We start from the raw sequence: 13,607 nt of genomic DNA on the forward strand, positions 1-13,607 counted from the left end.
GCGGCGGCCGCGAACATGCCATTTAATGCACTTGCATGAAAACCCCAAGCCAAAAACGGTTGCATTCCACGGGGAGCTGCCGCGAAAGCATTGCGTTTCAGTGTGGCCTCGCCGACCCGCCAAGCCGGGCTTGACGGAAATGTGTGCCGGAAGAATCTGGCGATCTTCAGCAGAGCATGTTATCTTTGATTTGCTCATACTGAGTATATTTGACCTCGATGTGCTGGCCTTCTGGCCAGATTAATTGGGCCTCATATATGCTCAATATGAGTATAACTGATATGCAAGGGAGGCTTTTGATGCCGATCGCTGGAATTTACGGCCCCGACGACTTTGCCAACCGGCCCCAGGGCCAAGTCACCGCCTCCCCCCGTGCCGCGCCGGCACGAACGGGACCCGCGCTGCCGACGCCCTCGCTGGCATGGACGCCGGAGGTCGCGCGCGCCACCGCGCCGCTCTATGAGCGTGTGAAGCATGTGATCCCGCCGATCGAGTGGCCGCTGATGGCGCCGACGATCCAGGCGATCAACGAGCTGAAGCGCGCGCGGGGCGCGGTGATCCTCGCGCACAACTATCAGTCCCCGGAGATATTCCACTGCGTCGCCGATATCGGCGGCGATTCACTTCAGCTCGCCGTCGAAGCAACCAAGGTGAAGGCCGGCATCATCGTCCAGTGCGGCGTGCACTTCATGGCGGAGACGTCAAAGCTGCTCAACCCGGACAAGACGGTGCTGATCCCCGACATGCGCGCCGGCTGCTCGCTAGCCGCCAGCATCACCGGCGCCGACGTCCGCCTGCTCCGCGAAAGATTTCCCGGCGTGCCCGTGGTCGCCTACGTCAACACCTCGGCGGAGGTGAAGGCCGAGGTCGACATCTGCTGCACCTCGTCGAACGCGGTGCAGGTGGTCGAGAGCCTGGGCGCTCGAAGCGTGATCTTCCTGCCCGATCGCTATCTCGCAACTTACGTGGCTTCGAAGACCGACATGAAGATCATCGCCTGGAAGGGCGCCTGCGAAGTGCACGAACGCTTCACCGGCAAAGAACTGCGCGACTTTCGCGAGGCCGATCCCTCGGTGCAGATCATCGCGCATCCGGAGTGCCCGCCGGACGTGCTGGCGGAAGCCGACTTCACCGGCTCGACCGCGCACATGATCAACTGGGTGCGCGAAAAGCGGCCGCGACGGCTGGTGATGATCACGGAGTGCTCGATGGCCGACAATGTCCGCGCCGAGCTGCCCGACGTGGAGATGCTGCGTCCCTGCAATCTCTGCCCGCACATGAAGCGCATCACGCTCGCGAACATCTTGGAGAGCCTGCTGACGCTCCGCGATGAGGTGACGATCGATCCCGCGCTTGCCGTGCGTGCGCGGCGTTCGGTCGAGCGGATGATCAATCTGAAGAATTGAAGGCAACATGTAGCGGCAAACACCAATGTCGTCCCGGACAAGCGCAGCGCAGATCCGGGACCCATAACCACAGGGAGATGTGGTTGCGAAGAACGACGTTAAACAGCTTCGCAAGACAATTTCCGCTGCGGCGTATGGGTCCCCGCGTTCGCGGGGACGACGGTGGAGCAAGAGGAAACATCATGACCAACAACATCCACAACCTCACCCGCAGCACCGACGACGTCGTCATCGTCGGCGGCGGCCTTGCCGGACTGTTCTGTGCGCTGAGACTCGCGCCGCGGCCGGTGACCTTGATCTCGGCCGCGCCGCTCGGACAGGGTGCATCATCGGCATGGGCGCAAGGCGGCATCGCCGCGGCAGTGGCCGAAGGCGACACGCCGGAAGCGCACGCCGCCGATACCGTCGCGGTCGGTGGCGGCCTTGTCGACGAGGCGGTCGCAATTGGGATCGCGCGCGAGGCCGCGCCGCGCATTCATGATCTTCTGGCCTATGGCGTTCCTTTCGATCGCGATCTCGAAGGCAAACTCGCCGTGGGACGCGAAGCTGCGCATTCCGCCCGGCGCATCGTGCATGTGCGGGGCGACGGGGCTGGAGCGGCGATCATCGCGGCCTTGAGCGAAGCTGTGCGCCGCACGCCGTCGATACGAGTCATCGAAGGTGTCGTCGCCGAAGCCCTCTTGACCGAGGGCGGTGCCGTCGCCGGCCTTCAATTGCGCGAGGCCGTCAACACGTCGGCGAGGCCGTTCCTGCTCGCCTCGCGCGCGGTGGTGCTTGCCACCGGGGGCATCGGGCATCTCTATGCCGTTACCACCAATCCACTCGAGGCCAGCGGATCCGGCCTCGCCATCGCGGCGCGCGCCGGGGCCGTGATCGCCGACCCCGAATTCGTGCAGTTCCATCCCACCGCCATCAGGGTCGGACGCGATCCGGCGCCGCTCGCCACCGAGGCGCTGCGCGGCGAAGGCGCGATACTGGTCAACAGCGATGGCGAGCGCTTCATGGCGGCGCGCCACCCGCTCGCCGAGCTCGCGCCGCGCGACATCGTGGCCCGCGGGGTGTTCGCCGAGATCGCGGCCGGGTGCGGCGCCTTTCTCGATGCGAGCCAGGCGCTGGGCGCGCGCTTCGCCGACAGATTTCCGACCGTGCATGCGAGCTGCATCGCCGCCGGCATCGACCCGGCGACGCAAATCATCCCGATCGCGCCCGCCGCGCATTATCATATGGGTGGCATCGCGGTGGACGAACGCGGCCGCAGCTCGATCGACGGGCTCTGGGCCGGCGGCGAAGTGTCATCAACCGGCGCACACGGCGCCAATCGGCTCGCCTCGAATTCGCTGCTCGAGGCCGTGGTCTACGCCGCACGAATTGCCGACGACATCGCCGGCCGTGCGCTCCCCTCGCCTGCCCGCCTTCCCGACGCACCGGTCGCACCGCGCGGCGGCACGCCGGATGCCGCAGTCGTGCAGCGGCTGCGGGCGATGATGAGCGCGCATGTCGGCGTGGTCCGCGAGGGCGACGGGCTCACCGAGGCCGTGAACCACTTCGCCGCGCTCGAACGCGAGGCAACGAGCATCACGCTCCGCAACATGGCGACGTCGGCCCTGCTCGTCGCGACCTCGGCCTGGAGCCGACGCGAAAGCCGCGGCGCGCATTTCCGCTCCGACCATGCGGACGAAATCCCTGCGCTGGCGCAGAGAACGATGACCACGCTCGCCGCGGCGCGCGATATCGCAGAATGCCTGAGCCCGTTGCCGCGCGCGGCCCGCCCCATGATCGCCTGATGGAGTCCCCCATGATCAACCCGACCTCATTGCTCAACCCCGACGCCTTCCTTTCCCCGCTCGTCATCGACGAAGCCGTGCAGCGCGCGCTCGACGAGGATCTCGGCCGCGCCGGCGACATCACTTCGTTCGCGACGATGCCGGAAGCGACCAAGGCGCAAGCCGTGCTGGTCGCGCGCCAGTCCGGCGTGATCGCCGGCTTGCCGCTGGCGTTGGCGACATTGCGAAAGCTCTCGCCCGACATCGAGGTGCGCGCGCAGATGCGTGACGCCGCACGCGTTGCCCGCGGACAGCAATTGCTGACGATCACGGGCCCCGCGCGCGCCGTTCTCACCGCGGAGCGAACCGCGCTGAACTTCGTCGGCCGCCTGTCGGGCGTAGCCACGCTCACGGCGGATTATGTTGCGCGCACCGAAAGCACGAGAATGCGCATCTGCTGCACGCGCAAGACCACGCCGGGCTTGCGGGCGCTGGAGAAATACGCGGTGCGGTGCGGCGGCGGCTTCAATCACCGCTTCGGCCTCGACGATGCGATCCTGATCAAGGACAACCACATCGCGGTCGCCGGCGGCGTCGGTGCGGTGCTGGAGCGCGCCCGCGCCCATGCCGGCCACCTCGTCAAGATCGAGATCGAGGTCGACACCTTGTCGCAACTGCGCGAGGTGCTGGCGACGGGGATGGCCGACGCCGTGCTGCTCGACAACATGGATCTTGCCACGCTGCGTGAGGCCGTGCGGATGAACGAGGGCCGTCTCAAGCTGGAGGCATCAGGCGGCGTCACGCTGGAGTCGATTGCGGCCATCGCCGCGACCGGCGTCGATTACGCCTCAGCGGGCGCGCTGACGCATTCGGCGCCAAATTTCGACTGCGCGCTGGATATCGAGACGTGAGGCCACAGCTCTTCGCCCAGGGCTGGCTGCACCTCTCCCGCTTGCGGGGAGGCAAAGGCTGCCCGCGGCGGCCGTCATCTGAAGAACGCCGAGGCGAAGCCTCGGCTATGGCGAAGCGCCGGGTGGGAGCTCTCTCCATACGGGGGTTCTCGCCTGCGGAAACACCCCCTCCCCAACCCTCCCCCGCAAGCGGGAGAGGGAGCGCACCTTCACTGGGGCGACGATTGATTGCCTCAGCGCCGCTCGCTCACGCCCATCTCCGCGGAGCTCTTGGCTTCCTGCGCGAGCTCGGCGGAGAGCGCCGCGGTCTGCGCGGGCGTGCCCCAGCTCGGCACCTCGCTGCCGTCGCCCCAGGCGCGCGGGCGGTAGAAGGTGTGCACGCCGGTCTTGTACATCTTCTTCATCTCGGCGACCCAGGACGGACGCACCCAATAGGCATGATAGTGCGTGGACTTGCCGACCTCGGGCAGCCAGATCTGGCCGTCAAGCGTGGCCTTCGCGATCTTCTTGGCGCGCTCCCACATCTCGGGCTCGCGGATCACGTCGGCATTGTTGTCGCAGGCAAAGGTGAACTGGCAGGCGAGATGACGGTGCTTGTTCTGATAGACCGCTCCGCACACGGTATCCGGATATTTGCCGGAGAACACGCGGTTCATCACGACTTGCGCCACCGCCATCTGGCCGCGGACGGCCTCGCCGCGGGACTCGAAATAGACCGCTTCCGCGAGGCACTTCTCGGACTTCGCGCGCGACTTGTCGTCGAGCGCGAGCCGTTCCGCCGGTGACCTGGTGCGCTGGTTGTCGGCGTTGACCTCGCCCTTCGGCGCGACGCTCTCGCCGCTCTCGATGTCCTTGGCAATGTCCACTGTGGGCGGCGACAGCGAGGCTGTCACCTTCATGTCGGGGTCGGGCATCACGATCAGCGGCTCGGCGCCAGGCTGCCAGCTCTCGATGCTCTCGAGATTGCCGCCGAGCGAGGAGCTGCCGAAGAACAGGTTCGAGGTCTTCACCCGGAACGGATCGCGCGCCGGTGCAGCCGGAACAGTCGCTTGCTTCAGCGCTTCGAGGGGCTGGACCGCGAACGCGCGCGCAGTGTCGCTGGCCTGCGGTGGATTGGCATATTGCGGCAGCGGCGGCGCGCGCAGCGCTTCCTGGAGCTCGGGGTCGAGCGCGGCCGCGGATTCCGGCGACATCGCCTGTGGCAACGCGGCCGTCTTGGTGCCGAACACCGAGCTGTTCGACGTCGCGGGATCCTCCTGCGCCGGCGCCGCAGCAGGCGCGGCCGTCTCGGGAGCCTCGGTCGGTGCGACGGTTGCGAGGCGATCACCCTTCATGGAGCGATCGACCTTGGGAAAATCGGCGGCCTGGTAGCGCGGCGGCGCCTGCAGCGCCGGGTTGCGGTTGATCGCGCCGGTGACGTCGCGACCATCGATGCTCGCGAGGCGAACCATCGCGCTCTGCGGGACCGAGGTGCCAATGGGGCGCGAAAAACTGTAGGTGGCGAGCTGGATGGAGGACGCCGCGGAGAACACCTGCTTCTGCCAACGCTCGGCGACGCCGGGTTGGCGCGCCAGCAGAGAGGCAATGTCCTGATAGCCGGTCTCTCTCGGCATCAATGCGAAGATGCAGAGACCGATGCCGAAGGACGCGAACCGCGCGCCCTTCGGATGGTTACGCAACACTGACATCGTTACGCTCACGCTACGCTTACGCCAGAAAAATCGAGCCGCAGTACATCCGTGCAATTCGATCTTTATCGTAAGTATCTAATTTAGGTTGCCGGGGCGTTAATCGGCGTTGCGCGTCCAGCACACTCAAGCGATTGCAGGTGTTTTCACGGGGTGATGATGCGCGTTGGTAAATGCCGCGTCATGCGAAGCGGTAAACGATCGGTCAACGCGAATGGTGAAGGAACTCTTGCGCGGACGTATCATTACGGGACGCGCGTGGGTTCCCGGTGTTGCGCAATGCGCTCACACGCGCGTTGCCTCAAGCTCGTCATTGCGAGGAGCTCTTGCGACGAAGCAATCCAGACTGTCTCCGTGGAAAGATTCTGGATTGCTTCGCTGCGCTCGCAATGACGGTGTGGATGGAGTGTCGCCCCAAATGAAAAGAGGCGGGGTTTGCGGCCCCGCCTCTTTGCTCTCAGCATTTCAACTCGTCGCTTACGCCTGGCTTGCGATCGCCTTGCCGAGCGCGGCTTGCGCGGCGGCGAGACGGGCGATCGGCACGCGGTAGGGCGAGCACGACACGTAGTCGAGGCCGATATTGTGGCAGAAGGCGACGGAGGCGGGATCGCCGCCGTGCTCGCCGCAGATGCCGACCTTGAGCTTCGGGCGGGTCTTGCGGCCGCGCGCGACGCCGATCTTGACGAGCTCGCCGACGCCTTCCTGGTCGAGCGCCACAAAGGGATCGACCGAGAGGATGCCCTTCGTCACGTAGGGACCGAGGAAGCTCGCCGCGTCGTCGCGGCTGATGCCGTAGGTCGTCTGCGTGAGGTCGTTGGTGCCGAACGAGAAGAACTCGGCCGATTGCGCGATCTCGGCCGCCAGCAGGCAGGCGCGCGGCAGCTCGATCATGGTGCCGACCTGATAGGTCAGCTTGGTGTTGGTGTCGCGCATCACCGCCTGCGCGGTGGCATCGATCCGCGCCTTGACGAGGTCGAGCTCCATCTTGGTCGCAATCAACGGTACCATCACCTCGAGGCCGACGGCCTTGCCGGTACGCTTCTCGGCCTCGACCGCGGCCTCGAAGATCGCGCGGGCCTGCATCTCGGCGATCTCGGGATACGCGATCGCGATACGGCAGCCGCGGAAGCCGAGCATCGGATTGAACTCCGAGAGCTCGCGCGCACGGTCGGCCAGACGCCGCGGGTCGGTGTTCATGGCACGCGCCACTTCCTCGACCTCGGCATGGGTGTGCGGCAGGAATTCGTGCAGCGGCGGATCGAGCAACCGGATCGTGACCGGGAGGCCCTTCATGATCTCGAACAGCTCGACGAAGTCCGCGCGCTGCATCGGCAGCAGTTTTGCGAGCGCGGCGCGGCGGGACTGCTCGTCCTCGGAGAGGATCATCTCGCGCACGGTGCGGATGCGGGTCTCCTCGAAGAACATGTGCTCGGTGCGGCACAGGCCGATGCCTTCGGCGCCGAACTTGATCGCGGTGCGCGCGTCATCAGGCGTGTCGCCATTGACGCGGACGCCGATCTTGCGGACCTGGTCGGCCCAGGCCATCAGCGTGCCGAACTCGCCGGACAGCTCCGGCTCGATCATCGGCATGCGGCCGGCGAGCACCTGGCCGAGCGAGCCGTCGATGGTGATGACGTCGCCGGTCTTGAAGGTGCGCGAGCCGATGCTCATGGTGCCGCGGCCGTAATCGACGCGGATGGTGCCGCAGCCGGAGACGCAGGGCTTGCCCATGCCGCGCGCGACCACCGCGGCGTGCGAAGTCATGCCGCCGCGCGTGGTCAAAATGCCTTCGGCGGCGTGCATACCGTGGATGTCTTCCGGGCTGGTCTCGATGCGGACCAGGATGACCTTGCGTCCGTCGGCTTGAAGCTTGGCCGCTTCATCCGAGGAGAACACGATCTCGCCGGAGGCCGCGCCCGGGGACGCCGGCAAGCCGGTCGCGATCACGTCGCGCTTGGCGTTGGGATCGATGGTCGGATGCAGCAGCTGGTCGAGCGAAGCCGGATCGATGCGGGTGACCGCTTCTTTCTTGCTGATCAGCCCTTCATTGGCGAGCTCGACCGCGATGCGCAGCGCGGCTTTCGCAGTACGCTTGCCGCCGCGGGTCTGGAGCATCCACAGCTTGCCCTGCTCGACCGTGAACTCCATGTCCTGCATGTCGCGGTAGTGCTTCTCGAGCAGCGTGTAGATCCGCGTCAGCTCCTTGAAGGCCTCGGGCATCGCCGCTTCCATCGACGCCTTGTCGGAGCCCGACTCTTTGCGCGCTTCCTCGGTGATGTCCTGCGGCGTGCGGATGCCCGCCACCACGTCCTCGCCTTGCGCGTTGATCAGGAACTCGCCGTAGAGCTTGCTCTCGCCGGTCGAGGGGTTGCGGGTGAAGGCAACGCCGGTCGCCGAGGTCTCGCCCATGTTGCCGAACACCATGGCCTGCACATTGACCGCGGTGCCCCAGTCAGCCGGAATGTCGTGCAGCTTGCGGTAGGTCACCGCGCGCGCGTTCATCCAGGATGAGAACACGGCGCCGATCGCGCCCCAAAGCTGGTCGTGCGGATCCTGCGGAAAATCCTTGCCGGTCTCGCGCGCGACCGCGTCCTTGTACTTGCCGACCAGGTCGACCCAGTCGTCGGCGGTGAGGTCGGTGTCGAGCGTGTAGCCCTGGCCGTCCTTGAAGGTGTCGAGGATTTCCTCGAAGTGATGATGCTCGAAGCCGAGCACCACGTCCGAATACATGGTGATGAAGCGGCGATAGCTGTCATAGGCGAAGCGGCGGTCGCCCGACAATTCCGACAGCGCTTCCACGGTCTGGTCGTTGAGGCCGAGGTTCAGCACCGTGTCCATCATGCCCGGCATCGAGGCGCGCGCGCCGGAGCGCACCGAGACGAGCAGTGGGTTTTTGGTGTCGCCGAACACCTTGCCGGTCAACTTGCCGACATGGTCGAGCGCCTTCTCAACCTGTGCCTGCAACTCCTTCGGGTAGGATTTGTCGTGGGCGTAGAAGTAGGTGCAGACCGAGGTCGGGATAGTGAAGCCGGGAGGCACGGGAAGGCCCAGATTGGCCATCTCGGCGAGGTTGGCGCCCTTGCCGCCGAGCAGGTCGCGCATCTCCGTCCGGCCCTCGGCCTTGCCGTCACCGAACGTGTACACCCATTTGCCGGCCTTGATGCCTGCGGGAGCCGCCTTGGCGGGCGCAGCCTTCTTCGGCGCAGGCTTCGCAGCGACCTTCGGCAGAGCCGCCTTGGTCACGGCCTTGGCCGCCGGCTTTGCAGCGGTCTTGGCGGCAGGCTTTGCAGCCGGCTTGGCGACCGTCTTCCGCGCGCTCTTGGCCAGCACCTTGCGGGCCGGCGGCGCGGCCTTAGCGGCGGCGGAGGACTTTGATTTCGCTGGGATTTTCGCCGGGATTTTCTTGGGCTTCGAGGCGGCTTTGGCCATAGCTTGCACACAACCTGCGAGAGGAATGGGAATTCGCGGGCCTTACACCATTTTGGGCGGGCCCGCGCAAGTCGGACAGTTCCGGAAAATGAACGCCTAGAAGCGGAGCCACTTCAGGAGCCCGAGCCCGATCGCGCCGTTCACGATGAGGAAGATCGCGACGATCAAGTTGAGGAGCCGCGGCATGATCAGGATGAGCACGCCCGCAATCAACGACAGGATCGGCGAAATGTGGGCGACGGTGATGTGCATGACTATCTTTCTGTGGAGGTGGGGCGAATCGCGGGCGGATCATAGCCCTCCCGGTTCCGCGAGTAGAGACGCGCAACAGGCAGTGCGAGTTCCGGCACCCACGAAAACTGCCTGAAATTGCCGCGAATGCGGCGGGCCTTTTCCCGGAACATTGAGAAGGGTGCATGCATTGGCCAATCGGCTGCGCCACTGGCGCGTCCGAAAATAAAATCACGTCGAAGGAGTTGTCCATGCGGAACAGGATTCTTGCTCTTGCAGCGCTCGCGGCCGCGATCGGCTCGCCCCTTGCGGCGCAGGCGCAAAGCGGTGTCACCGTCGGACGCGCGCCCGCTGTGGTCGACAGCGCCCCGACCATTGCGACCGACCAGCGGCCGGCCTTCCGCGAGTATGTCGTCGAACAACGTGTGCCGCCCTTCCGGATTCCGGATCGCGTGGTGGTCGGCGCTACCTTACCCGAAAGCGGCGTCACTTATTATGACGTGCCGCAACGCTTCGGCGCCACCACCTATCGCTACACCGTCGTGAACGGCGAGACCGTGCTGGTCGAACCGCGCTCACGCCGCATCGTCGAGGTGCTGAACTAGCACTGATCGACAACGAGCACTGATCGACTAGATGTCCGGCGCGTCACTTCAATCAGGCTGGCGCGAACAGTGAAAATCGGACATCAGGCCCCGCCCGGTCTTCCCCCCGCCGGGCGGGGCACTTTTATTGGGCGCTCGTGTCCCGGACAAGGCGCAACGCGCAAGCGTTGCGACGCAGAGCCGGGACCCAGAAGCTCCGTGCACGCGGCCAGCATGGGCCCCGGCTCTGCAGCGCACCGCTGAAGAAGCGCTGCGGCTGCGTCCGGGGCACGAGACCTAGTCCTGGATCTTCGAGAAATCCGCCACCGCACGCGTAGCACTGCGGATCTCGTTCAGCAGCTTCAGGCGGTTCTCGCGCACCTTCGCATCGTCGTCGTTGACGCGAACTTTTTCGAAGAACGCATCGACCGGCGGACGCAGCTTCGCCATCGCGCTCATCGCGGCGGCAAAATCCTCCTTGGCGACCGCAGCGCTGGCTTCCGTCTTCACTTCACCGATCGCCTTGGCCAGCGCCTTCTCCTCAGCGAGGCCATAGAGCGCAGCATCGGGCGCGCCGTCAAACGTGCGCTTGTCCTTCTTCTCCTCGATCGAGAGGATGTTGCCGGCGCGCTTGGTGCCGGCGAGCAGATTCCTGCCGTCGTCACTCTCGAGGAATTTTCCGAGCGCCTCGACGCGGCGGACGATCATCAGGAGATCATCCTGGCCGCCGAGCGCAAACAGGGCATCAACGAGATCGTGACGTGCGCCCTGCTCGCGGAGCTGGACCTTGAGGCGATCGGCGAAGAAGGCGAGCAGATCGATTGGGAGCTTCTGCGCATCGGCCGGCTTCACCGACAGGCCGGCGAGCGCGGACGCCGCCACCTTCATGAGCGACAGCCGCAACGCGTTCTCCGCAATCAGCCTGATCACACCCAACGCCGCACGACGCAGCGCATAAGGGTCCTTGCTCCCAGTCGGCTTCTCATCGATGGCCCAGAAGCCGACGAGCGTATCGATCTTGTCCGCCAAAGCCACTGCAACACTAACCGGATCGGTGGGCACGCGATCAGCAGGGCCTTGCGGCTTGTAGTGCTCCTCGCAAGCGGCGGCGACGGACGCATCCTCGCCCTGCGCCAACGCGTAGTACTTGCCCATCAGGCCCTGGACCTCGGGGAATTCGCCGACGACCTCGGTCAGCAGATCCGCCTTGGCGAGATGCGCGGCACGCGTGGTCTTGGCGACATCAGCGCCGACCAGCGGCGCGATCTCCCCGGCCAGGCGCTCGATGCGCTTGATGCGCGCGGCCTGCGTGCCGAGCTTCTCGTGGAATACGATCTGCTCGAACTTCGGCAGGCGATCTTCGAGCTTCGTCTTCAGGTCCGTCTCGTAGAAGAATTTCGCATCCGACAGACGCGGACGGATCACGCGTTCGTTGCCTGATACGATGACCTTGCCACCGTCGGTCGCCTCGATATTGGCGGTGAGAACGAACTTGTTGGTCAGCTTGCCCGTCTTGGGGTCCTTGACCACGAAGCACTTCTGGTTGTTGCGGATCGTCGCGCGGATTACCTCGTCCGGGATCGCGAGATATTCCGCTTCGAACGAACCCATCATGACGACGGGCCATTCGACGAGGCCCGAGACCTCGTCGAGCAGCGCTTGATCCTCGACCAGTTCGAACCCTTGCGCGAAGGTCAGCTCCTTGGCGTCGGCGAGGATGATGTCCTTGCGCGCCTCCGGATCGAGGATGACCTTTGCAGCCTTCAGCTTCGCTTCGTAGTCCTCGAAACGGCGCACCGAGATTGCGGCGGGCGCCATGAAACGATGGCCGTAAGTGGTCTGGCCGGTCTCGATGCCGTCGACCTCGAACTTCACGACATCGGGTTCTTCCGTCTCGATCCCGAAGGTCGCGGTGATCGCGTGCAGCGGGCGCACCCAGTTCAGCGAGCCGGGCTTGCCGGAACGCGCGCCCCAGCGCATCGATTTCGGCCAGGGGAAGGTGCGGATGATGACGGGAAGGATTTCCGCGAGCACATCGATCGCGTCGCGGCCGGGCTTTTCGATCAATCCGATGTAGAAGTCACCCTTGGGGTCGCGCTGGATTTTTGCTTCGTCCAGCGATTTCAGACCCGTCGCTTTCAGAAAACCCTGCACGGCCGCATCGGGTGCGCCGATTTTCGGGCCGCGGCGTTCGGTCTTCAAGTCAGGCTGGCGCGCGGGGATGCCGTGCACGGTAAGCGCAAGCCGGCGCGGCGTCGCGAACGCTTTCGCGCCCTCGTAGACGAGGCCTTCAGCGACCAGCTTGTCGGTGACCATGCGGCGCAGATCGTCGGCCGCCTTGGCTTGCATGCGCGCGGGGATTTCTTCCGAGAACAGTTCAAGCAAAAGATCGGGCATCAGGCCGCTCCGCCCGCTTCAGTGTGGATCCAGGCCTCGCCGCAGGCTTTTGCCAATTCGCGTACGCGCAAAATGTAGCTCTGCCGCTCGGTCACCGAGATCACGCCGCGCGCGTCCAAGAGGTTGAAGACATGGCTCGCCTTGATGCACTGGTCATAGGCCGGCAGCGCCATCAGATGCGCCTCGCGCTTATCGTCCTTCCAGCCCGCGTCGAGATATTTCCTGCAGGCAGCTTCCGCCATCTTGAACTGCTCGAACAGCATCGCGGTGTCGGCAACTTCGAAATTGTGCTTCGAGTATTCGCGCTCGGCTTGCAGGAAGACGTCGCCATAGGTGACCTTGGCATCGCCGTCGCGACCGTTGAAGTTGAGATCGTAGACGCGGTCGACCCCCTGCACATACATCGCGAGGCGCTCGAGCCCATAGGTGAGCTCGCCCGCGACCGGCGCGCATTCGAAGCCCGCGACCTGCTGGAAATAGGTGAACTGGCTGACCTCCATGCCGTCGCACCAACACTCCCACCCGAGGCCCCAGGCGCCCAGCGTCGGGCTCTCCCAATCGTCCTCGACGAAGCGGATGTCGTGCACGGCGGAATCGATGCCGATCGCGGCGAGCGACTTCAGGTACAGCTCCTGAAGGTTCGGCGGCGACGGCTTCATGATCACCTGGAACTGGTAGTAGTGCTGCATCCGGTTCGGGTTCTCGCCGTAGCGGCCGTCCTTGGGCCGCCGCGAGGGCTGCACATAGGCGGCATTCCAGGGCTTCGGCCCCAGCGCGCGCAGCGTGGTCGCCGGATGGAAGGTGCCCGCGCCCATCTCCATGTCGTAGGGCTGCAAAATCACGCAGCCCTCCTCGGCCCAGAACCGCTGGAGCGCGAGGATGAAGCCCTGGAACGAGCGTTCCGGGCGCATATGGGCGGGCAATGAGGCGTCCATCGTCAGATCAGGCTCTCGCGGGGGGTTTTGAATCGCGCGGGACCGTATCGACGGCGGGGGTGGGAATCAAGGCAAAGGGGGCGGAAATGGCAGTCAATCCGGGGCGATGCGAAGCATCGAACCCGGAATCTCGAGATTCCGGGTTCGGTCCGTTGGACCGCCCCGGAATGACAGCGTGTGAAGCAGTGCCGTAGGGTGGGCAAAGCGAAGCGTGCCCACCATCGTCACCACGATTGCGGAAGGGAATGGTGGGCACGGCGCAA

Annotated in this window: 9 protein-coding genes; 4 read left to right on the plus strand and 5 right to left on the minus strand. The window is 65.3% G+C overall.

Annotation, left to right across the window (positions count from 1 at the left end; all coding sequences use genetic code 11):
* The first annotated feature begins 299 nt into the window (after positions 1-299).
* From nadA to nadC, 3 genes are all read left to right on the plus strand, one after another.
* A complete protein-coding gene (gene nadA / locus IVB26_RS30180; RefSeq protein WP_247968702.1) occupies positions 300-1,406 on the plus strand; it encodes a quinolinate synthase NadA in 1,107 nt (368 codons plus the stop codon).
* A 182-nt stretch (positions 1,407-1,588) separates the two neighbouring features.
* Positions 1,589-3,190: an L-aspartate oxidase gene (locus IVB26_RS30185; protein WP_247968703.1), complete on the plus strand. Its 1,602-nt coding sequence runs from the start codon at positions 1,589-1,591 to the stop codon at positions 3,188-3,190.
* A gap of 11 nt (positions 3,191-3,201) precedes the next feature.
* Entirely contained in the window at positions 3,202-4,080 is an 879-nt protein-coding gene (gene nadC, locus IVB26_RS30190; protein ID WP_247968704.1) for a carboxylating nicotinate-nucleotide diphosphorylase, read from the plus strand.
* A 233-nt stretch (positions 4,081-4,313) separates the two neighbouring features.
* Here the strand turns inward: nadC and IVB26_RS30195 are convergent, their stop codons facing one another.
* The 3 genes from IVB26_RS30195 to IVB26_RS30205 form a co-directional block, all read right to left on the minus strand.
* On the minus strand, positions 4,314-5,768 hold the full coding sequence (locus IVB26_RS30195) for a cell wall hydrolase (protein WP_247968705.1): 1,455 nt from the start codon (positions 5,766-5,768) through the stop codon (positions 4,314-4,316).
* A 477-nt stretch (positions 5,769-6,245) separates the two neighbouring features.
* A complete protein-coding gene (gene ppdK / locus IVB26_RS30200) occupies positions 6,246-9,197 on the minus strand; it encodes a pyruvate, phosphate dikinase (RefSeq protein ID WP_247968706.1) in 2,952 nt (983 codons plus the stop codon).
* A gap of 96 nt (positions 9,198-9,293) precedes the next feature.
* Complete coding sequence (locus IVB26_RS30205) at positions 9,294-9,449, minus strand: DUF3096 domain-containing protein (RefSeq protein ID WP_008562090.1); 156 nt, start codon at positions 9,447-9,449, stop codon at positions 9,294-9,296.
* Between the two features lie 230 nt (positions 9,450-9,679).
* Between IVB26_RS30205 and IVB26_RS30210 the strand changes: the two genes are divergently transcribed.
* A complete protein-coding gene (locus IVB26_RS30210) occupies positions 9,680-10,033 on the plus strand; it encodes a DUF1236 domain-containing protein (protein WP_247968707.1) in 354 nt (117 codons plus the stop codon).
* A 276-nt stretch (positions 10,034-10,309) separates the two neighbouring features.
* Here the strand turns inward: IVB26_RS30210 and glyS are convergent, their stop codons facing one another.
* Together glyS and IVB26_RS30220 are read right to left on the minus strand one after the other, a co-directional pair.
* Positions 10,310-12,409 carry a glycine--tRNA ligase subunit beta gene (gene glyS, locus IVB26_RS30215; protein ID WP_247968708.1) on the minus strand — a complete coding sequence of 700 codons (2,100 nt, stop codon included), beginning with the start codon at positions 12,407-12,409 and terminating at the stop codon, positions 10,310-10,312.
* Positions 12,409-13,344, minus strand: a complete 936-nt coding sequence (locus tag IVB26_RS30220) for a glycine--tRNA ligase subunit alpha (protein ID WP_247968709.1) — start codon at positions 13,342-13,344, stop codon at positions 12,409-12,411. Before IVB26_RS30220 ends, glyS begins: the two co-directional genes overlap by 1 nt.
* Positions 13,345-13,607: the final 263 nt, after the last annotated feature.

It is taken from the genome of Bradyrhizobium sp. 195 (assembly GCF_023101665.1).
Classification (GTDB): domain Bacteria; phylum Pseudomonadota; class Alphaproteobacteria; order Rhizobiales; family Xanthobacteraceae; genus Bradyrhizobium.

Excerpts from the sequence above, each read along its gene's own strand:
- ppdK (WP_247968706.1), bottom strand. The coding sequence starts at position 9,197 with ATGGCCAAAGCCGCCTCGAAGCCCAAGAAAATCCCGGCGAAAATCCCA.
- IVB26_RS30195 (WP_247968705.1), bottom strand. The coding sequence starts at position 5,768 with ATGTCAGTGTTGCGTAACCATCCGAAGGGCGCGCGGTTCGCGTCCTTC.
- nadA (WP_247968702.1), top strand. The coding sequence starts at position 300 with ATGCCGATCGCTGGAATTTACGGCCCCGACGACTTTGCCAACCGGCCC.
- glyS (WP_247968708.1), bottom strand. The coding sequence starts at position 12,409 with ATGCCCGATCTTTTGCTTGAACTGTTCTCGGAAGAAATCCCCGCGCGC.
- IVB26_RS30185 (WP_247968703.1), top strand. The coding sequence starts at position 1,589 with ATGACCAACAACATCCACAACCTCACCCGCAGCACCGACGACGTCGTC.
- IVB26_RS30220 (WP_247968709.1), bottom strand. The coding sequence starts at position 13,344 with ATGGACGCCTCATTGCCCGCCCATATGCGCCCGGAACGCTCGTTCCAG.
- IVB26_RS30205 (WP_008562090.1), bottom strand. The coding sequence starts at position 9,449 with ATGCACATCACCGTCGCCCACATTTCGCCGATCCTGTCGTTGATTGCG.
- IVB26_RS30210 (WP_247968707.1), top strand. The coding sequence starts at position 9,680 with ATGCGGAACAGGATTCTTGCTCTTGCAGCGCTCGCGGCCGCGATCGGC.
- nadC (WP_247968704.1), top strand. The coding sequence starts at position 3,202 with ATGATCAACCCGACCTCATTGCTCAACCCCGACGCCTTCCTTTCCCCG.